Source organism: Bradyrhizobium sp. USDA 4354, from assembly GCF_054060315.1.
Map to the genome: position 1 here is coordinate 4,137,907 of NZ_JBSSDC010000001.1, position 23,395 is coordinate 4,161,301.

At 63.7% G+C, this 23,395-nt stretch carries 22 protein-coding genes; 5 read left to right on the forward strand and 17 right to left on the reverse strand.

Going from position 1 to position 23,395, the window contains the following annotated elements; translation table 11 throughout:
• Positions 1–41: 41 nt before the first annotated feature.
• From ACVIIV_RS18855 to ACVIIV_RS18885, 7 genes are all read right to left on the reverse strand, one after another.
• Entirely contained in the window at positions 42–1,250 is a 1,209-nt protein-coding gene (locus ACVIIV_RS18855) for a glycosyltransferase (RefSeq protein WP_456745493.1), read from the reverse strand.
• Entirely contained in the window at positions 1,247–2,014 is a 768-nt protein-coding gene (locus ACVIIV_RS18860; protein ID WP_456745494.1) for a class I SAM-dependent DNA methyltransferase, read from the reverse strand. Before ACVIIV_RS18860 ends, ACVIIV_RS18855 begins: the two co-directional genes overlap by 4 nt.
• Complete coding sequence (locus tag ACVIIV_RS18865; protein WP_456745495.1) at positions 2,011–3,132, reverse strand: DegT/DnrJ/EryC1/StrS family aminotransferase; 1,122 nt, start codon at positions 3,130–3,132, stop codon at positions 2,011–2,013. The genes ACVIIV_RS18860 and ACVIIV_RS18865 overlap by 4 nt, the downstream gene beginning before the upstream one ends.
• Positions 3,129–3,575, reverse strand: coding sequence for a hypothetical protein (locus tag ACVIIV_RS18870; RefSeq protein WP_456745496.1), 447 nt, complete (start codon positions 3,573–3,575; stop codon positions 3,129–3,131). The genes ACVIIV_RS18865 and ACVIIV_RS18870 overlap by 4 nt, the downstream gene beginning before the upstream one ends.
• Before the next feature lie 127 nt (positions 3,576–3,702).
• Positions 3,703–4,881 (reverse strand): CgeB family protein, encoded by a 1,179-nt coding sequence (locus ACVIIV_RS18875; protein ID WP_456745497.1) that lies wholly within the window; start codon positions 4,879–4,881, stop codon positions 3,703–3,705.
• A gap of 4 nt (positions 4,882–4,885) precedes the next feature.
• On the reverse strand, positions 4,886–6,172 hold the full coding sequence (locus ACVIIV_RS18880; RefSeq protein WP_456745498.1) for a hypothetical protein: 1,287 nt from the start codon (positions 6,170–6,172) through the stop codon (positions 4,886–4,888).
• A gap of 57 nt (positions 6,173–6,229) precedes the next feature.
• Positions 6,230–7,192 carry a UDP-glucuronic acid decarboxylase family protein gene (locus ACVIIV_RS18885; protein WP_456745499.1) on the reverse strand — a complete coding sequence of 321 codons (963 nt, stop codon included), beginning with the start codon at positions 7,190–7,192 and terminating at the stop codon, positions 6,230–6,232.
• A 214-nt stretch (positions 7,193–7,406) separates the two neighbouring features.
• On the opposite strand from ACVIIV_RS18885, the gene rfbF reads away from it, so the two are divergent.
• On the forward strand, positions 7,407–8,177 hold the full coding sequence (gene rfbF, locus ACVIIV_RS18890) for a glucose-1-phosphate cytidylyltransferase (protein WP_456745500.1): 771 nt from the start codon (positions 7,407–7,409) through the stop codon (positions 8,175–8,177).
• Positions 8,174–9,238: a CDP-glucose 4,6-dehydratase gene (rfbG, locus tag ACVIIV_RS18895; protein ID WP_456745501.1), complete on the forward strand. Its 1,065-nt coding sequence runs from the start codon at positions 8,174–8,176 to the stop codon at positions 9,236–9,238. Before rfbF ends, rfbG begins: the two co-directional genes overlap by 4 nt.
• Here the strand turns inward: rfbG and ACVIIV_RS18900 are convergent, their stop codons facing one another.
• Complete coding sequence (locus ACVIIV_RS18900) at positions 9,239–10,123, reverse strand: phosphotransferase (protein WP_456745502.1); 885 nt, start codon at positions 10,121–10,123, stop codon at positions 9,239–9,241.
• Complete coding sequence (locus tag ACVIIV_RS18905; RefSeq protein WP_456745503.1) at positions 10,113–11,066, reverse strand: sulfotransferase family protein; 954 nt, start codon at positions 11,064–11,066, stop codon at positions 10,113–10,115. The genes ACVIIV_RS18900 and ACVIIV_RS18905 overlap by 11 nt, the downstream gene beginning before the upstream one ends.
• A 169-nt stretch (positions 11,067–11,235) precedes the next feature.
• Here ACVIIV_RS18905 and ACVIIV_RS18910 point away from each other — a divergent pair, with 169 nt between their 5' ends.
• The 3 genes from ACVIIV_RS18910 to ACVIIV_RS18920 are packed head-to-tail and all read left to right on the forward strand — an operon-like array spanning position 11,236 to position 13,869.
• Entirely contained in the window at positions 11,236–12,153 is a 918-nt protein-coding gene (locus ACVIIV_RS18910) for an NAD-dependent epimerase/dehydratase family protein (protein WP_456745504.1), read from the forward strand.
• Positions 12,131–12,949 (forward strand): transketolase, encoded by an 819-nt coding sequence (locus tag ACVIIV_RS18915; RefSeq protein ID WP_456745505.1) that lies wholly within the window; start codon positions 12,131–12,133, stop codon positions 12,947–12,949. Before ACVIIV_RS18910 ends, ACVIIV_RS18915 begins: the two co-directional genes overlap by 23 nt.
• Positions 12,946–13,869: a transketolase family protein gene (locus ACVIIV_RS18920; protein ID WP_456745506.1), complete on the forward strand. Its 924-nt coding sequence runs from the start codon at positions 12,946–12,948 to the stop codon at positions 13,867–13,869. The genes ACVIIV_RS18915 and ACVIIV_RS18920 overlap by 4 nt, the downstream gene beginning before the upstream one ends.
• 13 nt (positions 13,870–13,882) lie before the next feature.
• On the opposite strand, the gene ACVIIV_RS18925 is transcribed toward ACVIIV_RS18920, so the two are convergent.
• The 8 genes from ACVIIV_RS18925 to ACVIIV_RS18960 all read right to left on the reverse strand — a co-directional run bounded on the left by ACVIIV_RS18925 (position 13,883) and on the right by ACVIIV_RS18960 (position 23,388).
• Positions 13,883–14,845 carry a glycosyltransferase family 2 protein gene (locus ACVIIV_RS18925; protein ID WP_456745507.1) on the reverse strand — a complete coding sequence of 321 codons (963 nt, stop codon included), beginning with the start codon at positions 14,843–14,845 and terminating at the stop codon, positions 13,883–13,885.
• Between the two features lie 28 nt (positions 14,846–14,873).
• Positions 14,874–16,352: a DUF6056 family protein gene (locus ACVIIV_RS18930; RefSeq protein ID WP_456745508.1), complete on the reverse strand. Its 1,479-nt coding sequence runs from the start codon at positions 16,350–16,352 to the stop codon at positions 14,874–14,876.
• 108 nt (positions 16,353–16,460) lie between these two features.
• Positions 16,461–17,210 carry a glycosyltransferase family 2 protein gene (locus ACVIIV_RS18935; RefSeq protein ID WP_456745509.1) on the reverse strand — a complete coding sequence of 250 codons (750 nt, stop codon included), beginning with the start codon at positions 17,208–17,210 and terminating at the stop codon, positions 16,461–16,463.
• 11 nt (positions 17,211–17,221) lie between these two features.
• Positions 17,222–18,589, reverse strand: coding sequence for a capsular polysaccharide export protein, LipB/KpsS family (locus tag ACVIIV_RS18940; RefSeq protein ID WP_456745510.1), 1,368 nt, complete (start codon positions 18,587–18,589; stop codon positions 17,222–17,224).
• 41 nt (positions 18,590–18,630) lie between these two features.
• Complete coding sequence (locus ACVIIV_RS18945; RefSeq protein ID WP_456745511.1) at positions 18,631–20,019, reverse strand: surface carbohydrate biosynthesis protein; 1,389 nt, start codon at positions 20,017–20,019, stop codon at positions 18,631–18,633.
• A 25-nt stretch (positions 20,020–20,044) separates the two neighbouring features.
• On the reverse strand, positions 20,045–20,977 hold the full coding sequence (locus ACVIIV_RS18950) for a hypothetical protein (protein ID WP_456745512.1): 933 nt from the start codon (positions 20,975–20,977) through the stop codon (positions 20,045–20,047).
• Complete coding sequence (locus tag ACVIIV_RS18955; RefSeq protein WP_456745513.1) at positions 20,974–21,864, reverse strand: class I SAM-dependent methyltransferase; 891 nt, start codon at positions 21,862–21,864, stop codon at positions 20,974–20,976. Before ACVIIV_RS18955 ends, ACVIIV_RS18950 begins: the two co-directional genes overlap by 4 nt.
• Entirely contained in the window at positions 21,865–23,388 is a 1,524-nt protein-coding gene (locus ACVIIV_RS18960) for a hypothetical protein (protein WP_456745514.1), read from the reverse strand. It abuts the gene before it with no gap.
• Positions 23,389–23,395 lie beyond the last annotated feature (7 nt).

Below are 23,395 nucleotides of genomic sequence, written 5' to 3' on the forward strand. Positions count from 1 at the left end.
CCGCTGCACACTTTTCCGGATCATGCTCTAGCTATTGCTGTTCAACGCGCGGTCAATGCCAGCCGGTGCTTCAGCCGTTCGAGGTGACGTGCGAACTGCTGGTGGCCGGCTTCGGTTTCCGCCGCGAATTGCGCGAGCCTGCGATGACCGGCCGCGCGCAACCGTTCGCGCGTGCCGTCGCTGCGCAGAGCGACGATCGCATCCGCAAGGGAGCGCAGATCGTCATAGTCGAACAGGATCGCGGCGTCGCCGGCCTGGGCCTTGAAGGCCTCGGGATAGATCACCGGCGTGCCGACCGCCCAGGCTTCCAAGGGTGGAAGATTGGTCGGGCCGAAATAGCTCGGCATTACCAGCGCCGCGGCGCCGCGGTAGAGCGCGCCAAGTTCAGCGGACTCGACGAAGCCGATGATGGAGATCTGATCCGACAAGCCGTAGCTGCGGATCGCTGCATCGATCTTGTCGCGGCCCCCGCGATCCGATCCGCACAGTACCAGCCGCTCCGTGATCCCCCGTTCGCGTAAGCTTGCGAGCGCAGCGAGCAGCGTCATGTGATTCTTGTGCGGCCAGAACTGCGCCGGATAGAACAGATAGCCGGGCTCGAGCCGGTATCTTGCCAGCACGGCTGCATCGTCAGAAGCATCGGACGTGGATTGGCTGACATAGGTGGAGGGTGAGAACGGGATGCACACCGCGCGCTCGCGTTCCATAGCATAACGGCGGCTGAGGTCGTCGACCAGCTCCGGCGCATTGACGATCACGACTGCCGCCTTGGTGCTGGCAAGGCCGAACAGAATCTCGCGGCGCTCGAATTCTCCGAACGTCCTGACCTCCGGAAACTCCGGCGCGTCGCGATGGCAGCCGTCGAAGATCGTGATGATGAAGGGCAGCTCGTAGAGCAACAGGTGCCGCTTCGATGTCGAGGTGAAGTGCACGACGTCGATGCCGTCGCGGATCAGCGCGCGCTCGAATGTCGATCTCAGCTTCAGCGCGATCTGGACGAGATCGAACGGCCCGCAATATTTCAGGAACAGGAAGATGTGGTCGAGCGGGCCGAATTTGAGGAGGCGGGCCGTGACGCCGAACTCCTTCAGGATGTCTAACGTCTTCGGATAGGGCGAGTACACCACGATCTCGTTGCCCGAACTTGCCGCCCAGTCGCGCAGCCAGAGCAGATCGTTGAGCGGCTGCTGGAAGCCGCCGCCGACCTCGAGCGCTTGTTCCAGCATCACGGCGAGCCGCAGTGGTCTCACGGCGTGACACTCTTTCTGGCGACTGCATAGGCAGCCCAGCTCTTCGAACTCGGGGCGTCTTGCGTCAGCCATGCGGCGTGAGCTGCGGGCTGGAAGCCGCTTGCGGCAAGCGCGGCGTCGATCTCGAACGGAAACCAGTAGCGCATGTGGTGCGCTTCGTCGACGCGCCGGATCGTGGCGCGGTCCATGTCCTCGCAGAACAGCGTGTAGTTCACGGTGACGGTCGCAGCCTGTTCGTCATGATCGGATTGCGCAATGCGGGTGAGGCGCAGCGGCTTCTGCTCGATCACCTTGACACGCGTCTCGACGCCCTGCGCCAGCACGGCGCCGCCGTACCAATAGTCGAAGAAGAACACGCCGCCCGGCTTCAGCGCCGCATCGGCCGTGCGGAACATGCCCGTCAGCGCATCGCGGCTGGTCTGATAGCTCGCGACATGGAATAGCGACACCACGGCGTCGAAGTCGCGTTCGGGACCTGCGTCCCGGGCATCGCCCTGCCGGAATGGAATCGACAGCCCGGCCTGCTCGGCCCGTGCTTTGGCGCACGCGATCATCTCGTGGCTGAGATCGATGCCGGCGACGTCCCACCCCCGGCGGGCGAAGGCGAGTGCATGCAGGCCGGTGCCGCAGCCGAGATCGAGCAGCTTGCTTGGGGCAACACCGTGATCGCGCAGCCGCGCTTCGACGAATGCCGTCTCCTCCGCGTAATCCTTGTCCTGATAGAGAAGATCATACCAGGGCGCGTAGTCGGCGAACACCGTCACGCCAGGATCTCCTTGAGCGCCTCAGCCGAGCGCGCGATCTCCTCGTCGGTCAGGGCAAGTCCGCTCGGCAGGTAAAAACCGCGCCGAGCGATGCATTCTGCGTTCGGATGGCGTTCGTCGAGCATCAGGCCCATCCGGCGCAGCACCGGCTGCTCGTGCATGCACCAGAAGAACGGCCGCGTCCCGATGCCCTTTTCGCCGAGACGCCGCATCGCCTCCTTGGCGTTGAACGGCACGTCCTCGGTCAGGACGATGCCATAGACCCAGTAGATGTTGTCGGCATACGAGGTGCGGGCGACCGGGCGGCGGATGCGGTTGAGCCCTGTGAGATGTTCGTCGTAGAGCCGGCCGATCCGACGCTTCATTTCGACCGTGCGCGGGAGGCGCTCGACCTGGGCGACGCCAAGCGCGGCCTGCAGGTTCGTCATGCGCGCGTTCCAGCCGAGCTCCTCGTGGACGAAGCGCTGCTGCGGCTGGAAGCAGAGATTGCGATAGGATTGCAGGCGATCGGCGAGCGCATCGTCGTCGGTGAGGATCATGCCGCCTTCACCGGTCGTCACGTGCTTGTTGGGATAGAAGCTGAAGGTCGAGACGTCGCCGAAGCTGCCGCAGGGCGCACCGCGATAGGTCTGGCCGTGCATCTCGGCGGCGTCCTCGATCACCTTCAGATCGTGCTTGCGGGCAAGCGCCAGGATCGGATCGAGATCGACCGGCAGGCCGTAGATGTGAACCAGCATGATCGCGCGCGTGCGCGGCGTGATCGCGGCTTGCACGCCCTCCGCCGTCATGTTCCAGGTCGCGTGATCGCAATCGACCCCGACCGGCACGAGGCCCGCCCGCACCAAGGCGGCAGCGCAACTGATGATCGTGAAGGTCGGGATGATGACCTCGGAGCCGGTCTCGAGTCCGAGTGCATGGACCGCGATGTCGAGCGCGACCGAGCCGTTGGTGACCGCGATGCCGTGCCGCCGTCCGGCGGCCGTGGCCATCGCCTGCTCGAAGCGCTTGATGAACGGTCCCTCCGAGGAGATCCACCCGGTCCGGATGCATTCGGCGAGATAGTCGGCCTCATTCGCGTCGAGCAGCGGCGTGTTGACGGGAATGAACGGGGCGGTCACAGGTGCGGATCCTTGATCCGGATTTCGGACGGGGAGGCTTCGGGGAAGCGGGTCTTGTCGTTCTCGCCGGAATAGGGCCCTTGCTTCACCTCGAACATCTCGAGCGGCTCGAGCACGTGGAAGCCGTGGGCACCGCTGCACAACAGGATGATGTCGCCGGCAACAAGCACGCGGCTTTCGAGATATTTTTCCTCGACCGTGTAGAAGTCGACCTGGAGCTTGCCCTTCTGAATCAGGAGGACCTCCTGGGTGTAGTGCACCTCCCGCGTCACCTTGTTGTGGCGATGAGGCTCGATGGTCTTGCCTTGCGGATGGCTCATGAAGGCGAGCTGCTGCGACAGCTCCGGCGTCGAAAAGAAGTGGATGCCGGGCTCGCGAAACGAGGCCCGCACGATGATCGCGTAGAGCTGGTCGCCGAATCGAACATGTTCGACGTGTTGCATCGTGAGCCTCGAAAAAATCACTGTAATTAGAGTGAGATAGCTGTCTCGATGCGCACTTTGGCCATTTTGGCCGAGACCGTCAAGGGCGCACGGAGGTATGACGATTGCCGCGTCCGCCGACCAGAATTCAGCCGACGTGAACGAGGATCTCCTCGACACGGCGGCGAAAGGTATGCGCGGCAAATGTCCTCGCCTGTCCCGCCTTGGCGATGGACTGGCGCGCCGTGTCGTCGGCGAGATAGCGATCGATCATCGCGATGCAGTCCTCGACGTTGCGCCACGCGACGACCTCACGCTCGGGAGCGAACAGTGTGTTGAGATTGTCCTTGAAGTCGGTGAGCAGGAATGCGCCGACTCCGGTTGCTTCGAACAGACGCGCATTGCCGGCCTCGCGGCCGGCCATGTCGATGTGCGAGTTGAGGGTAATGCGCGAGGCGCGAAGCGCCTGATACATCTCCACGCCCCACACCTCGCCCTGATAACAGCGGTGCAGCGGCGAGGAGGCGGGAAGGGAGTGCAGGCCGCTGCCGAACAGTTTGAGATCGTAGCGCCGCGCCACCGCCTCGAGCTGCGCCACGCGTAGTTGGTGATCCGCCGACACCGCTCCGACGAAAGTGACATCGAATTCTTGCGAAGGAGGCGGAGGCAGGACGTCGAGGATGCCCGGCTCGAAGGCGAGATGGACCACTTCGCTGCGCGCTCCGTGGGAACGGAAGAAGTCCACCACCGCAGCCATCTGCGAGATCGTGAGGTCGTAGACCGACCAGTCCTCGCCGCGTGAGGGCGAGATGCCGATCTGGCCGATCAGGATCGGGCGGCCGATTCCCTTGATCCGGCGCGCGAGGCGTGTGTCGACGTGAAACAGATCCTGGTTGAGCACGAGATCGGGCTTGAAGTCCTCGATCTGTGCCAACAGGATCTGTTCCGCTTCGGCGTCGAGGCGCGGGCTGAGGCCGACCTTGCGCGCTAGCGGTCGTAGCACTGGCTTGAACGGCGCGACTGCGCGTTGCAGCCAGCCGGGAACGGCATCGCGCGCCGCCGGCGCGCCGGGCGGGGGCGGCGCGTTGACGACAAGGCCGTGCTGGCGTGCCCAGGCTGCCCGCATCCAGGGATTGTTGACGTGGATGTCGGCGGCGACGTGTCCGAGTCCGGCGAAATTGCGCGAGTAGAAATCGGCGACGCCGAACAGGCTGGCGTTCCGTGCCGCCATCTGCGCCGCATAAGGCTCGGTCTCGAGGCCGGGCCGCCGCCGGTAGAGCCAGGAGAGGAAGCGCGGATAGTCGGCGTTGAGGATCAGGATGCGCACGGCGTCACGGCTTCGGTTCGAACAGGCTGCGGGGCATCACGTACCAGAGCAGGAACAGGATGGCGGTGCCATGGGTGAGCATCGCGACCGAGAGCGGCACGTTGAGCAGAACGTGCGGCAGCACGCCTGATGACATCAGGACGAAGCGGGGCGGGAGCCCGGCGGAGGCCCGGTTGCCGAGCGCTAGCACGAGCCCTGCCGCGAGCGCAGTCAGGGGTGCGAGCCAGGGGCCGACGGACGCGATACCTTCCGTTGCAAAAAGCGACGCATTCAAATTGCCGAAGTCGTAGGTGTTCTGCATCACCACCGCGAGCGGCTCCTCGTAGGGGCAATGCATCAGCGGCTTGAGGGCGGAGATCTGGCAGAACCAGGTCAGCGGATGGCTGGCGAAGAAGTGATTGTAGATGTCGAGGGCGCCGGATGCCGTCGCGATCATCCGGATGTTGACGATGTCGAAATATCTGCCGGGAGTGCTCCCCAGACTTGCCTCTGTCAGCCAGATCACCAGCAGCCCGATCAGCATCGGGCCGAAAATCGAGACGATGGCCGCTGCTCTCGTCGACAGAAGACGTGACAGCACGGCCACCCCGATCAACCAGGCCGGCGTGAAGAACGCGAACTTTGTCAGCGTGATGGGATAGAACAACAGCAGCAGGATCAGGACCAGGACGGCGCGCCAGTCATAGCCGAGTAGCCAGTAGCAGGCGAAGGCGAACGGCAGCAGCGCGCTGGAAACCCAGCCGATGAGATATCGCAGCGGTCCTGGAAAATCGAGGCTGTCACGGTAGTCATAGATGTTCGCAATCGAGACCAGCCTGAAATTGTAGGTCGCGGCCACCGCAATGACAGCGACAGAGATCGCCACAATGAGGGTGAGCAGCTGCTCGAAGCGGTCGTTGGACAGGATCACGATTGGTCGCAGCGGCGCTCTTATGAACAGCACGGGGATCAGGAAGAGCAGAAGCGACACCGCGGCCGAAATCCCGGCGAGCAGATGCGGATAGTCGTACTCGGAGAAAACGTCGATCCACAGGAAGCCCAGGATCATCGTGTAAAAGTAGAATCCGACGAAATAGCCGAAGCAGAAGCGGGCAGAGACGAACAGCAGCGAGACGGCGGAGAAGCCGATCGCAACGATGACTGCGATCCACAACTGCCGCGGATTGAAGTCGATGGAGAGCTGGAAGGTCGCGACCTCGATCAGCGACAGGCAGGTGACGGCGCTGTGCAGCAGCACCAGGGTCTTCAGCCCGGCCTTCGAGTCCAGGTAGGCGCGCAAATCGCTGATCATGCGGGCGGTGCGCTCATTGCCGAAGCTCGCTGCGGACGCGGAAGGTTGCGAACGGGATCAGGCGATTTCTAGCGAGTGCTTGAAGTAGGCGATCGTCTCCTTCAGCCCGTCCTCGAGCGCAACCTTCGGTTCCCAGTTCAGCACCGCCTTCGCCTTGGCGAGGTCGGGCTGGCGCTGACGCGGGTCGTCCTGCGGCAGCGGCTTGAACTCGAGCTTGGAACGCGAGCCCGTGAGCTTGATGACCTTTTCGGCGAGCTCGCGGATCGTGAACTCGGAATTGTTGCCGAGATTGATCGGGCCGGTGACGTCTTCCGCAGTCACCATCAACCGCATGATGGCCTCGACGAGGTCGTCGACATAGCAGAACGAGCGGGTCTGACCGCCGTCGCCGAACACGGTGATCGGCTCGCCCTTGAGCGCCTGGACGATGAAGGACGACACCACGCGACCGTCATTTGGCTGCATGCGCGGGCCGTAAGTGTTGAAGATGCGCGCGACCTTGATCGGCAGGCCGTGCTGACGCCAGTAGTCGAAGAACAGCGTCTCGGCGCAGCGCTTGCCCTCGTCGTAGCAGGAACGGATGCCGATCGGGTTGACGTTGCCCCAGTAATCCTCGGTCTGGGGATGGATCAGCGGATCGCCATAGACCTCGCTGGTCGAAGCCTGGAAGATGCGCGCCTTGAGCCGCTTGGCCAGCCCCAGCATGTTGATGGCGCCGTGCACCGAGGTCTTGGTGGTCTGCACGGGATCGCGCTGGTAGTGGATCGGCGAGGCCGGGCAGGCCAGGTTGAAGATCGCGTCGACCTCGATGTAGAGCGGGAAGGTGACGTCGTGCCGGACGGCTTCGAACAGCGGATTTGCGATCAGATGGGCAATGTTGCGCCGGCTGCCGGTGAAGTAATTGTCCGCGGACACCACCTCCGCGCCGGCATCGAGCAGCCGCTCGCAGAGGTGCGATCCGATGAACCCGGCGCCTCCGGTTACGAGGATGCGGCTGTTCCTGTAGTTTTCAAATGGCATGATCGGTTCCAGCAGGGTCTCGGGAGGGGCTCGTCCGGATGCGGCCGGCAGAGTGGTATCGGCTACGGGCGGAAACGCCAATAGCTTTGCGATTAGGTAATATAGCACCTATAAGCTTCGAAAAGCTTTGCGACTCGAAGATTTTCCAGGTCGCGCCACTTCGTATAGAAGCCGTCTGAACTACGCGGGAAGCGTGCCCGTCCGGAGCAGGTGAATGAAAGTCGTAATTCTTGCGGGAGGCTTGGGCACCCGAATCGCGGAGGAAACCAGCACGCGGCCGAAGCCGATGGTGGAGATCGGCGGGCGCCCGATTCTTTGGCACATCATGAAGATTTACAGCCATTACGGCTTCAATGACTTCGTGATCTGCCTCGGCTACAAGGGCTACATGATCAAGGAGTACTTCGCGAACTACTTCCTGCACATGTCCGACGTGACGTTCCATCTCGCCGAGAACCGCATGGAAGTGCATCGCGAAACCGCCGAACCATGGCGGGTCACGCTGGTGGATACCGGCGAGGACACCCAGACCGGCGGCCGGCTGAAGCGCGTGCTTCCTTACGTCAAAGACGAGCCCTTTTTTGCGCTGACCTATGGCGATGGCGTCGCCGACATCGACCTCGCCGCCGAGATCGCTTTCCACAAGGCACATGGACGCCGCGCCACCGTCTCGGTGGTCCGCCCGGCCAAACGGTTCGGCGCGGTCGCGATCGAGGGCGACCGGGTCGTCAATTTCGAGGAGAAGCCGAATGACGATGGCGGCTGGATCAATGGCGGCTTTTTCCTGCTGTCGCCGTCGGTCGGCGACCTGATTGCCGGCGACATGACGATCTGGGAGCGCGAGCCGATGGAGCAGCTCGCGCGCGGCGACGATCTGCGCGCCTATGTGCATCCCGGCTTCTGGCATCCGATGGACTCGCTGCGCGATCGTAATTTCCTCGAGGGTGAGTGGACGGGCAACCGCGCCAAGTGGAGGGTCTGGTGACGGATCCGGCATTCTGGCGCGGCAAGAGGGTCTTTCTCACCGGCCATACCGGCTTCAAGGGCGCCTGGGCCTCGCTGCTGCTGCGCCGTCTCGGAGCTGACGTCTACGGCTATGCGCTGCCGCCCACACACCAATCCGCGCTGTTCGTCACGGCGCGCATCGCCGAAGACATCAAGCATCGCCTCGCCGATATCCGCGATCTCTCAACCTTGCGCGCTGCGATGGCGGAGGCCGAGCCCGACATCGTCATCCACATGGCGGCGCAAGCGCTGGTGCGGCCCTCTTATGAGGAGCCGGTCGAGACCTTTGCGACCAACGTGATGGGGACGGTGCATGTGCTGGAGGCGGCGCGGCACCTGCGATCGGTGCAGGTGATCCTGAACGTCACCAGCGACAAGTGCTACGAGAACAACGGCATGGGCGCCGCCTTCCGAGAGGGCGACCGGCTCGGCGGCGACGATCCCTACAGCAACAGCAAGGCCTGCGCCGAGCTGGTCACGCATTCCTACCGCCATAGCTTCTTCAATGCGAGAGGCGCAGCGCGCGTCGCGACCGCGCGTGCCGGCAACGTGTTTGGCGGCGGCGACTGGGCGCGCGACCGCCTGGTGCCCGATGCGATGCAGGCGTTCCTGGCGGGTGAGGCGCTCCGCATCCGCAATCCCAATTCGGTGCGACCCTGGCAGCATGCGCTCGATCCCGTACTCGGCTATCTCTCACTGGTCGAGCGGCTGGCGGGCGATGGACGTTTCGTCGGCGGCTGGAATTTTGGACCAGATACCGCAAGCGAGGTGCCAGTCGGGACGGTGGTCGATCAACTGATCGCGCTGTGGGGCGACGGCGCGCGGTGGGCGGCAGACGCCGGCCCACATCCGCACGAAGCCGCCTATCTCAGGCTTGATTGCGCGAAGGCACGCAGTGAACTCGGCTGGACGCCGCGGCTCGATCTGGTGCAGGGCCTTCGCCTCACCGTCGAGTGGTACAAGGCGCTGCGCGAGGGGCGCGACCTGCGCAGGTTCTCGCTCGATCAGCTGGACCAGGTCGCCGGCACTGCCCAAGCCTGATCAGCGCGGCAGATCGAGAATCTCGGCGATGCGGTTCTGGGCCGATACCGCGTGCGTCAGATACGCGCCCGACAAGACCGCCAGATAGGATTTGAGCAGCACGACGAGCACGAGGATGGCGCGCTCGACGTCCGGCGAGAGGCCTGTCCGGCCGAAGGCAGCCGTTTGCAGGAACGGCCGGTTCTCCATGAATGTCAGCCAGTAGAGATAGTCGTACCCGGCGACACCCCGGAACGCGTCTTCCCAGTCGATTGCGCGCGGCGTTGTGCCCTGGAGCATGATGTTCTTGGGGCCGAAATCGCCATGGCAGAGGGCTACGGGCAGTTCGGGTAGACGATCCCCGAGCAGCGCGATCAGCCGGTGCGTCTCGGCTGCGCCGGCCTGCTCCAGCAGGCCGCGTTCCGAAAGGATTTTCAGGGCCTGTGCGGCGGATGCCAGATAGTGTTCGAGCGAGGCAAGACCGTCCGGCTGCCAATCCTTGAGTCGATCACCGTATGCGCGTGCCATCGCGGCGGCATCAGCGGGGGGCATCGGGGCGGCGAGTGGCGCGAGCGCAGGCATCATGAGGCAGAGCCGCACCGTCCCATCCGCGAGCGGGATGTCGAAGCGATCGAGCACGATCGAGTTGCCGTAGAGCTGCTCGAGGATGTCGGCTTCCTTGGCGAGGCTGGCGCGCGCGCCCGGGAGATGCGTCTTCAGAAAGCGCTTTTCGCCGGAGACGTCCGCATCGTAGCAGGCACCAAGCGTGCCGCCGGGCGCCGGCGTCACGGTGACATTATGGCCGAAGGGTTGCAGATACCCCCGCAGCGCGGGCAGCAGGCGCGCCCGATCGGCGGCGATGTCGGGGCGGTCGCCGGTTTCGAAGAACGCGATCTTACTCAGCACGATAGAGCGGGCTCAGATAGTCGACCCGATCGTAGCCGAAATGTCGGGCGAGCGCCGCGGTGCCCTGTGCGATCTGTTTGCGCTCCTCGTCCGAGAGCTCCTCGATGATGGCCTGGTTGTAGTCCTTGGTGCTCTTGAGCACGGTTCCCCAGGGCGCGATGGAGGCCTTGATCTCGACGCCGTTCCAGCTCGGATAAAGCATGGTGTCGGCGAAGGGCACGCCGATGAAGTCGGCCGCCTCGGTCATGAACTTGCGCTTGTCCTCGACGAGATCCTCGTAGCGGAAGATGCGCACGTTGCCCGGATACATCCTGGCGAACATTTCGACGGTGGAGTGATAGATGTTCCAGGTGATCAGGTATTTGGTCAGCGGCTGCGGGAACGGGCGGCGCTTGGTGTCGCGATACGCCGAGAACGGATTGCGCACGATGTGCAGGATGCGGATATTGGGAAAGTCACGCACCATGCGGTCTGCATCGATGCCGATCGCGGGCGAGTAGCCGACATGGACCATACCCGGGCGCGGCTTGGTGTAGTAGTTCTCCCAGGCCGCGAAGGTCGCACGAAAGAAGGCCTCAATCACCTGACGGCGGAAGATTGGCGGCTGGCCGACGATCCGGGCGAACTCGGCGACGCGCTTCTTCTCGTCCATCACGCAGTCCGCATCGCGGAACTTGGAGCCGTTGCGCTTGCGCAGGAAGGTCTTCAGCTCCTCGTCGATCATCTGCTCGTAGAGCTCGACCGCCGTCAGTCCTTCCGGAAATTCGGGATAGCGGTACTGAACGCGCTCGACCGAGGCCAGGAAGTCGTTGAAGCTGCGGTTGCCGAGCTGCGACTCGAAGGGATAGACGAGCAGCTCGGGATGGCCGTCGAAGTGGCGATGGGTGACGTTTCCGCCGTGCTCGAAGCCCGCGGAAACCATGGCCAGCCTGAAATCGCTCATGCATCTACCCCTGTGTCGTCGAACTTCAATCCAGGCCCCCCGTTTAGCTGCGTGGGCCGGATAATCAAGTTCGGATCGGTCACAGGGCCTGGAGCGCGGCTCCCAGCCCCGGCGAACCTTCCCCACCCCGGCATTGACGGGCCCCGGTTGCTGATCTACCGGGGGGCGCATGCGTATCTTCGTGACCGGCGCGAGCGGTTTTCTGGGCTCCTATCTCGTTGCGGACCTCGTGGCGCGGGGGCACGAGGTGGCCGTCCTGCTGCGGCCGGCAGGCGCCGCCTGGCGCCTCAGGGAGGTGCATGACCGTCTCCACGTGATTCCCGGCGCTCTGGAGCGTCTGGACGGGCTGCGCGGGGCGCTGACGGCCTTCGCCCCGGAGGCGGTCGCGCATATGGCCTGGCGCGGCGTCGCAGGTAGCGAGCGCAACAGCCCGGTTCAGGCCGTCAATGTGGCCGACACGGTGGGCCTTGCCGCACTCGCAGCCGAGGCCGGCGCCAGGATCTTCGTCGGCGCCGGATCGCAGGCGGAATACGGACCCTACGATCGCGCGATCCGGGAGGACGACGCGCCGCAGCCGACGACGTTGTACGGCATGGCCAAGCTCGCGGCCGGATCGATGGCGATGCGCCTGTGCGAGGAGCGCGGGCTGCGCGTGGCCTGGCTCAGGATCTTCTCGACCTACGGCCCGAAGGATGCCGACCACTGGCTGATCCCGAGCATGATCCGGAACTTGCGCTCCGGACAATACATGGCCCTGACGGCTTGCGAGCAGCGCTGGGGGTTTCTGCACGCGCGCGATGCTGCGAGCGCTTTCCGGCTGGCGATCACGCATGAAGGGGCGAGCGGCATCTTCAACGTCGGCAGTGCGGACGCGCCGCCGCTGCGTGAGACGGTGACGCGGCTGCGCGATCTCGTCGATCCCGATGCCGCGCTCGGCTTCGGCGAGTTGGCGTATCGGCCCGATCAGGTTATGATCCTGGCTGCGGACGTTTCGCGCATGCTCGCCCTGGGCTGGAAGTCCGAAGTGCCGTTGGATGAGGGACTACGCGAGACGGTAGACTGGCATGACGCGACCAAATCTTCCTGAGCCGAAAGAATTCGCGCGACGGATTCGTGCGCACGCCTTGCGCATGGTGCATGCCGCGAAGGCTTCGCACATCGGCGGCTGCCTCTCGATGGCGGACATCCTGGCGGTGCTGTACACGCGGATCCTGCGTGTCGATCCTGCCGAGCCGCAAACCCCAAGCCGCGATCGCTTCGTGCTCAGCAAGGGCCACGCCACGGCGATCATGTACGCTACGCTCGCCGAATGCGGCTTCTTTTCCCTGGCCGAGCTCGACACCTATTGCCGTGACGGCTCGATCTTCACCGGTCACGTCAGCCATGCCGTGCCCGGCGTCGAAGTTTCGACGGGCTCGCTCGGCCATGGCCTGCCGATTGCGATCGGCATGGCGCTCGCGGCGCGCTCCACAGAGGCCGGCAGCCGCGTGTTCTGCCTGCTTAGCGACGGCGAATGCGACGAGGGCTCGAACTGGGAGGGCATCCTGTTTGCGCCCCATCACAGGCTCGACAATCTCTGTGTCATCGTCGACTTCAACAAGATCCAGAGCTTTGGCTCGGTTGCCGAAGTGCTCAACCTCGATCCCTTCGCCGAGAAATGGCGATCGTTCGGGTGGCAGGTGGAGGAGATCGATGGTCACGACCTCGCCGCGCTCGAGCGTGTGCTGAGCGCCGTGCCGGCAGCATCGGGCCGGCCGACCGTCGTGATCGCCCACACCGTGAAGGGCAAGGGCGTGAGCTTCATGGAGAACAAGCTCGAATGGCACTACCGCTCACCTTCGGATGAGCTGCTCGCGCAGGCGCTGGCCGAGGTCGGCGCATGAGGACGACGTTCATCGAGAGCCTGTCGCAGGCCGCAAGCGAGAATCCCGACATCTGGCTGCTCTGCGGCGATCTCGGCTACTCCGTGCTGGAGCCGTTCGCGGCGAAATTTCCCGATCGCTATCTCAATGTCGGCGTTGCCGAGCAAAACATGGCTGGGATCGCCGCCGGCATCGCGCTGTCGGGCAAGACGGTCTTCATCTATTCGATCGGCAACTTCCCGACCTTGCGCTGCCTCGAGCAGCTTCGCAACGACGTCTGCTACCACGGCGCCGATGTCAAGGTCGTGGCGGTGGGCGCCGGCTATGCCTATGGCAGCCAGGGCTACACCCACCACGCGCTGGAGGATGCAGGCATCATGTCGATGCTGCCGGGCATCGAGGTGTTCGTGCCCTGCGATCCGATGGAGGTGCGCGCCGCGACACGTTTGATCGCAGCAAGCGGCAAGCCGTCCTACCTACGGCTCAGCCGGGCAGGGGAGCCGAACCTCGGCGCCGCCGTGACCGACCTGCGCAAGCCGCGCGCGCTGCGCGAGGGGCGGGAGATCCTCATCCTCGCGTCCGGACCGATCGCCTCGCGCGCGCTGGAGGCCGCCGGCGAGCTCGCCGGGCGCGGCAGGGAGGTCGGTGTGGTCAGCGTCTCCTGCCTGAAACCGCTCGATGAGATTGCGATCCGGGACGCCGTGCGTGACGCATCGCTCATCGTAACTCTCGAAGAGCACATCTTGCGCGGCGGCCTGTTCAGCCTGGTGGCGGGCATGTTTGCCGGCGATGCAGTCCGGCCGCCGATTGCGGGCATCGGCATTCCCGAGCAGGGCGGCAAGACCTCACATGCGGGATCGCGCGAGGCGCTGCTCGATACCGCGGGCCTCTCGGTTCCGGCGATCGTCGCGCGGATCGAGCAATCGCTGGCGAAGCGCTGACGCCGCCCGCGCGTCAGGCCTCGGACGGCGGAGAGGGATCGAAATTGACGCGCTCGCGCTCGAACACCACGGGCTTCTCCCGCACCTGCCCGTAGATCGCGAGGACGTATTCGCCGATCATGCCCATGAAGAACAGCTGCACGCCGCCGAAGAAGAACATGGCGACGATCAGCGTGAGGATGCCTGGCTCGGCGAGCTTCTGATAGAGCACCAGGCCGATGATGAAGTTGAGGACTGCGTAGGCAATGCTCGCGGCCGAGATCAGAAAGCCCGCGAACAGGCCGAAGCGTACCGGCGCCGTGGTAAAGGACACGAGTCCGTTGAGGCCCTGATCAATGAGCGCGCTGGCGCGGTTCTTCGAAAACCCCTTCTTACGCTCGCGCCAGGTGTAGGGCACGCCGACCATGCGCCCGCCGCATTCGAAAGTCATCATTCGCATGAAGGGATAGGCGTCACGGACGTGACGCATGGCTTCGACAACGCGCCGATCGACGAATTGGAAGTCTCCGACTCCCGGAGGCACCTTGAGCTCGGAGAATCTGGTCAGCACGCGGTAGTAGGCGTTGCGGAGCCCACGCATCAGGCCGCTCTCTTCCCGCACGGCGCGTATGCCGTACACGATCTCGTTCCCGGCCTCCCACAACTGGACGAATTGGGGAAGCAGTTCGGGTGGATCCTGGAGGTCGGCCGGCATGAACAGGAGAACGGCATCACCGCTGCTCGCCATCACCCCGTTGTAGGTGTTGCGCAGCGGCCCGAAATTGCGCGCATTGATGATCACTTTGACCGCGGGATCATGCGCCGCAATCTTGCGCAGGATCTCCACGGTGCGGTCGTCAGAGGCGTTGTCGCAGAAGATGTGCTCGCGCCGATAGCCCTTGAGCTCGCCCTCGAAGATCTGCCGGATCGCTTCATAGCAATCCTTGACGTTCAGCTCTTCATTGTAGCAGGGCGTGATGACGCTGATTGTTTTCACGTTGTTCTCTCTCGGGCAAGGCAAGTGGTCATCGCGGTGTATCGGCGGCGTAGACGGCGGACTTATGGTAATATGCGGCGATGCAGTCGTTAGGCAATCGCTCGGCATCGGCCGTCACGTCCGCGGTCATCAGCAAGGACGGCGTCCATTTGTGTCGCGGAATGTAAATGCTCGGTTCGGGGCTCGTTGTCAGGAGGCGGTGCCGTTCGGCACTCTCCCGCCAGTACGGGTACAGGTCTTGCCACTGCGAGCGCAGCTCGAACGCCGTCGAGTTCAGAAGGAGCGAGGCGATCGTGAGGAGCGTCAGGCTCGCGAGCATCCCGACCGGATCCAGCAGACCGCGACACATGCCTGCCGCAAGACGCTCGCGTAGCCGCGGGCGGTAGGCGCTGACGAGCAGCCTGACACCCAGCGTCGATCCGAACAGCAGCAGGATCAACGCCTGGTTCTGTGCTCGTTCGATGAGCCGCATCCCCGTCGCATATCGATGAGTGAAATATTCGAAATAGCAGCACGCCAGGCTGATCGCGATTGTGCCAAGAGCCAACAGCTTGCTTTTTTGCGGCGTCGGGGACGTCGCGTCAGCCTCGACCAATGTAAAGAGGCCGGCAGTAGCGAGCCAGAGGATGGTGGCGGGCTCTCGGGCGAACCGCCCGAGTCCAACGAGCGCATCGAGAAACCCTTCATGGAGCGACCAGACCACACGCCCGCCGTTCGGGAGCTGTGTCATGCGCGCGTCGTTACCGTCGGCCGAGACGACGATGAGCCATCCGATGACGATGACTGTTGCGATCAGGACATGGTGCGCGATCTGGAGCTTCTGACCGTAAAGATAGCGCGCGCTCAGTGACGCCAAGAGGATCAGCGCGAGCCAGACGCCGGTGAACTCGTTGCATAGCGCAGCGGCGAATCCACCCAGAGCCATTGCGAGACTGAGCAGCCATGAAAAGTTGGTTTGCTCATCGATCGCCCGAATGCACTCCCCGAGGATCAGAATGGTAACCAAGGCCGGCGGAAGGTAACAGGTCACGGCCGACAGCCAATAGAGCAGGTCTCTTACGCTCGGCGCCGCACCGAGCACGGTGCCTGCGAATGCGAGCGTGAGGAAAGTCAGTTGAAGAGCGCCCGTGCGGGGCCATGCACGGATCATGGCGAGGGCCACGCCGCTCAGGAACAGTCCTGCGCTCACGGCCATGGTCAGTGAGTAGGCTGACAGAAGGCTGATACCTGCCGCCGTCGAGATGGCCGATGGGACCTGTGTCAGCAACAGCGCCAGGACCCGCCCTGACTGCGTATGATAGAAGATCGAAACGGTCTGGAGGAAATTGTGCCGCGCGTACTGAAACGCGAAGCAGAAATCGTCATGTTCGGGCGCGCTCAGCGACGTGAGCGCAAACAGACACAGCAGAAAAATTGCGGGAAACAGACTGCACAGCGTCCAGCCTATCCAGACTCGGCGATCGACGACGGGACGCGCTTTCAGTGGTATAACGCCTTGATTGTGCACCCGAAGCTCCTCCGGCATCGGCCAGACTAGAGACAACCGATCGAGGTCGCAATGTTCATTTCCGCCGTTGCAGGTAGCTGCGTCGCGCGCACACAGACCGCGGGGTCGCTAGAACTCCCGCCGCTTCAGCCATGCCCGCGCACCCCAATGAGCAAAACACCAAGCCGACCCGATCGGCGAGAGGTGTTCGACATTGCGATAGATCTGCCAGACCCATTTGGCCGAGCGCATTGGGCGGCTCGAGACCGAGGAGCCCCTGACGCGGTAGCGCGCCAGATCTTCGTTGAGGCCGTATGCGACATGGCCGCGCTTGAGAATCGAGAGCCACAGGCAGAAATCGTCATAGCCCTCGTTCTTCATCGCGACCGGACCTGCGATCTCGCGGTCGACCATCGCGGTCAGCGTCGCGATCGCGGTGTTCTTCAGGAGCTGCCCATAACTGAGCGAGGCCGGGACTTCGATCAGCCGTCCGGTGACGGTGTTGGTCTCGTTGATGCGGCGGAAGGCGGTGTAGCTGAGGGCGGCCTGCTTTGCACTCGCGAACGCGAGCTGCCGCTCCAGCTTCTCGGGCAGCCACAGATCGTCGCTGTCGAGGAAGGCGAGATAGCGGCCCTGCGCGGCGTCGATCGACGCCTGGCGCGCGAGCGCCGGGCCGCCATTCCTGGCCTGCCGGATCAGCTTGACGCGCGGATCACGCTCGCCGATGTCAGCGATGATTCCCGGCGTCCCGTCGGTCGAGCAGTCGTCGGCGATCAAAAGCTCCCAATCTGTGAATGTCTGGCTCTGTACCGAACGGATCGTCTCCTCGATCAGGCCTTCGACGTTCCAGGATGGTGTGATGATCGAAACGAGCGGCATGATGGGTCCGTTCAGTTCACACGGGCCGGCTCGGCGATTGCGGCACGTAGGGAGGCCGCAAACGTGTCGAGCAGTTTGGCATCGCTGATATAGAGCTCGCCCGGATAAGACCGGCGCCAGGCTGATTCGAAGTACGGCGCGCCCTTGGCCGGATCGAACGGCCCGGCGGAGAGCGCCTCGCGCAACCGTGCGGGCACATCGGCCAGACGATCGACCGCATAGACCAGCGGACAGGAGCGGTAGAACGCATCGCCCATCACTACGACCGGCTTGCCGAGCAGCAGCGCTTCGGCGCCCGACTTGCTGTTGACGGAGACGACGGCGGCGGCGCGATCGAGCACGGTGTAATTGTTGGTCTGCGGCGGCAACAGCACGAAATTGTCGAACCGGCGCGCGAGCTCGAACAGGCGGGCGGCCGAGATTGCGCCGATCTGGGCGGGATGCTCCTTCACCACGAGGACATGCGAATCCGGGATCGTACGCAGCAGGAAATCAACGGTCGCGACCTGGTCGAGATAGTCCGGCGAGCGCAGCGTCAGCGCCATGTCTGCCGGAACGTGGAACGGATAGTAGACGAACGGCGTTTCGGGTAGCGGCCGGTAGAGCTTGCGCAGCCGCGTCGCGTTGAGCGCCATCGCAGCGTGCGCCTGGGCATGGCGCAGATTGTGCCCGAACTCCTGGTGCTTACCGAGCGCGAACTGGTCCCAGAGCTTTTCGACGAGACGGTTGGCGTTGCGCAAATTGACGACCTTCTTGAAGGCCGCCGAATAATGATGCTGATCTTTCTTGGGAATGACGATCGCGCGCTGCCTCAGAGTGTCGTCCAGATAGGCGCGCACCTCGGGCGACACCGCACCCGCGGGCTCCGCCATCATGTCGGGGGCGGCAAAGCTGTCCGGCGTGAAATACATCCGGCCGCGAAAGAACGAAGGCTCGATGAACCAGTTGCGGATGTGGCGGCGCCGTGCGGCGTAGAAGCTCGCGATCACCGAGAGAAAGCCGCCGAGCTCTTGCACCAGCTCGGCGCGCTTGCCTTGCCGCTCGAGCCGGTCGAGCAGCGTCTCCATCGCGTTGGCATAGATCATGAAGCGCCGACGCAAGGCGGCAGTATCCCTGATGCCGAAGGTGAAGCGCTCATGGCTGAACAGGAAATTGGTCCCGTCGAGACCGTAAGACGCGACGCGCGCATCGAAGGCTCCCCGATCGTCGGGCGATGAGCCTGCCTTGAGGCCCTCGCGATACATGTTCGTGACCGGCACGCCTTCGGCGGTCGAGATCTCTGCGCTGCGATCGTCGAAGGCTAGCAACTCGACGTCATGGCCTGCCGCGCGCAACCGCTGCGCAACCGGAATCCAGAACCGGGTCTGGTAATTCGGCAAGCGTTGTGATGAGAATGGTCTTTGCAGATGTTGTCATGGCTCTAGTGGTCGTGTTCGATCGCAATGCTCGCGAGCGGCAAGCCCGTCATCGCGCAATGCGCGCGCCTTGCCGTAAACTGCGACGGGCTTGCCTGATCGTGAGCGGCGATGCGCTGAAGCAGGGGCTGGACGATGGATGGTGCGATCCGCTTGTCGCGCCGGGCCGGATTGAACTGGCTGCGCAGCCGCTCGGTGACGGCCGAGCCAAGCGCGGCGCTGGCGGTGCCCTTGATGATCTGGCCGACGCTCGGCTTGTCGCGCGTGCCCTTCACGGTCGTAAGCAGCGAGACGTAAGGCCGGCGCGAGCTCGTCACGCGGGTCAGGACATCGGCAACGCGTTCGGCGGCTTGCCCGTCGTTCAGATGAAAGAAGGCTTCGATATCGGCGGCGTGAACGCGGGCGAAATCGAAGGCCTCGGTCTCGCGCTCGACGTGGTCGATCGCGCCGAGCAGCTCTTCGAACGAGGCGACCGGCCGGCTCACGCGCGCGGGCAGCGCGGCATGACCGGCGGTCGTCGGCGTGTTCAGGTACTCGAGCTGGAGCGGTAGCTTCCCGAGCAGGACCGATTCCACAGCCGTTCCGCAATTGAGATGAATGACGGCGGCTGCATTGCGGATGCGATCGAGCACGCTGCCGGTGCCGTCGATCAGGACGTTGGCGTGGCGCGAAAGCGCATTGCGATAGACGTCCTCGCTCTCGAAGGGATGCGGACGCACGAGAATGTTGCGGTCGGGACGCGCTGCGGCGAGCCGAGCTATCTCGGCGAGATAGTTGGTGAAGACCTGCTTCAGGTCCGCGATGAAGCGATCGACATAGGCGCCATCCCAGCCGGCCCGCACCATTGCTTCGCGCTCGCCGCCCGGCTTGCCGGTGAAGCGTGAATTGACCAGCGGAAAGTTGGCGTTGACGAGCAGATAGCCGCGCGGCTCGCCGTCGAGCAGCCTGCGCCAGCGTGGGGCCGCAAAATCCAAGCGCGGACAGCCGGTGAGGTGAAGCTGCTCCGGCTTCATGGTTCCGGCCGCGAGAAAAGCGTCGTGCAGCCGGCTGCCCCAGAAGAAATAGCCCTTCAGAATGTCGGCGTAGCCGCTGGCCTTGATGTGGGCCGCCATTGCCGGTGGCGAGTTGCCGCCCTTTTCCGCGAGCACGCCGCCTTCGGTGTCGAGCACGTAAAGCGCCAGGCCAGCTCCGGCAAAGCTGCGCATCAGGTCGAGATTGACGGGACGTGCGTAGTTGACGACCAGTGCGTCCAGCCCGAGGCGCGGGACATCGACAGCCTGCTCGTACATCGGCACCAGCATGACGGAAACGCCACGCCGTGCGAGTTGATAACCGAGCATGACTGCCCCCGGCAGGTCACGCTTGGGGTGATCGACCACCAGGCCTATGCGCAAGATGTGAGCTCCCGGCAGGTCCGCGTCAGAGCCGCATCGCAGTGCGCTCGAGCTCTGTCAGGGCACCGACCGCGCGGAAGCGCGCCGGCGGTTCGGGAAAGATGCGCGGCTGCTGGATGTAGGTTGCCGTATAAAGCAGACGACTTCGGTCCGACTGGATCCGGCTTCCCATGTGCAGGCAGCGGGCGGTGTTGACGATGAAAGACGACAGGCGGGGCGCGATCATTTCCTTGACCACGTCCGGACCGGTCTTGGCGAACACCTGAGTGTCGCTCATATGGCTCTTGAGCGAGTTGCGGAACGCCTTGGACGGCCCCGCAGGAATGAAGGTGAATGGACCGTCCGCGGTGTCCTGTACGTCCGTCAGGTAGATGAAGAGCTTGCAGACGCGCTTGTCGTCGTGATCGAGGTGCCACAATTGGGAGAAGCTCAGCGCCTGGTTCGGAGTCGGTTGCGACAAGGTCAACACCACGTCCGACAATTGCGGTAGATCGTGCATGAAGTCGCCGATGATGCGCAGCGCAGCCGGCTGCAGGGCGTATCGCACGAAGGGATGGTCGGTCGCGAAAGAGCCGTTCACGAGGTCCTCATCCAGCAGGCTGACCCAGAACGACTTGTGCTGCTCCTTCTGCTGGCCGACGAGCTCGTTGAGGCGCTTCACCTTGCCGTCGGCGAACGATGCGACGGCTTCCGCGAGGCTGCGATCCACGAGCGTAGACACGTCGACGTAGCCGTCCTCGGCGAGCTTGCGGCTCGCCTCGGCCCATTCGGGCTTCGTTGGAAGCTGCTTCAGCAGCGCGATGCGTTTGGCGCGCGCCGGCAATTGCAGGGCGGTCAGACCCGCCTTCAGCACCCATCCGAGGTCGGTGCGGTTGACGTGCCACAACAGCCGGCGGAACTGGCTGATCTTCGCCTTTTTCGGGGCTGGCTGATCAGCCGTCGTGTTGATGGTTGTCATGTGGGCTCCCAGCAATACAAAAAACCATCATTGTGGATCGTCGGCGCGAACGGCATTCGTTCGCGCGCCAGGACGCGGATGCGGCCCTGCCGCTCGTAATCGTCGAGCGTCGAGAACAGCTGCGTCTGGTAGTCGACCGAGCGGATATAGAGGAAGCTGACGATATCTCGCGGGCTCGAGAGATTCAGCAGCTCCGTCGTCGGCTCGATGTTGATGACACGCTTTGGCCTCGCAGCAATGATGTTGTCCACCACCTTGCGTACGTCATAAGGAATCTGCTCGATGCAGAAATAGGTGAAGACGACCTGATCCCTGATGGCGGAATAGCTCGGGTCGTTGCCGTCGGTCAGGTCGATCCTGTCGAGCGATATCCGGTCCGACAGGCCATAATGCGCTGCGATCTCGCGGCCCGCGGCTATTCCGTTCGGCGCGATGTCGAACCCGCGCAGCCTCCAGTCGGGATGATTGAGGTGAAGCGAAAGCAGATTGATGCCGCAGCCTGCGCCGAGTTCGATGATTTCCGTGGCGCCACCTGTGTGCCGCGCGAGCAGGTCGCCAAGGGCTCTGGCGCGATAGCGATAATAATCGTCGGCCGCGACCCTGCAAATCCGATTGTCCACCTTGCGAAGGCCCCGCGCGGGATTCTTCGGTATCAGGAACTCGCCGATGCTGGCGGCCTTCGTCCAGGTCTTTTCGGACAGCATTCGCTGCCAATGCGTCAGATTGTACTCGGAATCAACGACATCGGCAGTGCGCTTCACACGGCGCATGACGAGACGACCGATGCTCCTCGCCGCGTCGATGGCGTAAGTCGCAGCCTTGTCCGACAACGACGCCGGAGCGAAACCTGTGATGACGGCTTTCGTGTCTGTCGCGTGGATGTTCATTCAGCTGCTTTTGGATGTCAGTCCCATCAGTTGTCCGACTGCGGGAAATACAGTCCGGTGCCGCTTCTCGAGGACCAGAAAGTACTGGAGCACCCAGGTCACCAGACAGAAAACCATGGAACCGAGCGCGAGCTTTAGCACGCTGTCGAACCGAATGTAACCTGCAATTGTTGCTAGAAAAACGCTTGCCAGGAGAAGGATTGCGAACTGGGTTCCGATCACCTTCGCGAACTGATTGCGATGGAGTTCGAGTGCGTTGCGCAACTCCCTCAGCTGCAAGGGCAGCACGGCGATACTGCCGATGACCTGGCCAAGTATCAGGGCGCGTTCCGCGAACAAATGCAATGTTGCGGCGGCGACCACCGCCCAGATCAGAAGCTGAATGGCGACCAGCCTGTTGAGCCTGGCCTGGACCTCAGGCCGCGTCAGGAAGATCAGGCTGCCGATCGCCACATATTGCGTGCAGATCGGAACCAGGAAGCTCAGGCCCATCCAGAACGCGTAGGGGGCAAGAAGCGGGCCGATCCAGATGTCCATGATCTCAGGCGAGAGAATCGCGGTGGCGGCAAGCGGCGGCACCACGAACATCGGCATCATGACGAGGCCGAGGTCGCCGAGGCGCTGGAACGACGCCGCGCTGCCGCGTTCATCGAGGCGGCTGGCAACCGGAAGCAGGGCGGACGTCAGAAGGCTGACGACAACCTTGGAGACCCGCGACAATCGCACCAGGGCGTCATAGGTGCCGACGGCCCTGGGCCCGAACAGCAATCCGATCAGGAAGGGTTGAAGCGGCCCGGAAATGCCGCCCATCAGCTTGCCTTGCAGCAGCAGCAGGCAGCGATGCAGAATGTCCTGCCGGATGTCCGGGGTCCATGGCAGCAATCGCACGTGCTTGTGCCGCAGGGCGACGGATGCGGCAATTCCAATGACGACGGCGCGGGCCACCAGCGTGGCGAGATAGATGTAGGCGACCACTTCAAAGCCTGCCGCCGCCGACGAGGCCGCGAATGTCAGGCCGACATAGGCCGCCGTCGACGTGACCTCCGCAGCGCGGAGCAGGTTGTAGCGCTCGAAGCCTTTGACAATACCTTCCCACACCAGCGCCGGAACGAAGATCAGATTCGCGAGGGCCGTGTAGTGCATGATCCGGGTGAACGTCTCCAGATGCGCGGCGTCGACCTTCATCACGATGACGAACAGCGGCGTTGCCAGCCAGATGGCGGCGCTCAGGATCAAGGCGAGAGCGATGGAGACTGCTCCCAAAAAGGCGATCTGGCGGCTGGCCTGTGGCCAGTTGCGGTGTTCGCGCGCACGCGCGACGACCTGGGTGGCGACCTCGGACAGGCCGAGGTCCAGCACCGCCATCATGCCACTGGGAAGCAGCAGCCGCGAGATGACGATGAGGCCGAACTCGGTCACCCCCCAGGTCCCGATGATCAGCGGAATGACCGCCAGGCCCAGCAAAGCGGCCACGCCGAAGGCAAACGCCGAAATCACCGTGTTCTGGATCAGGCGCTTGATCATTGGTGTT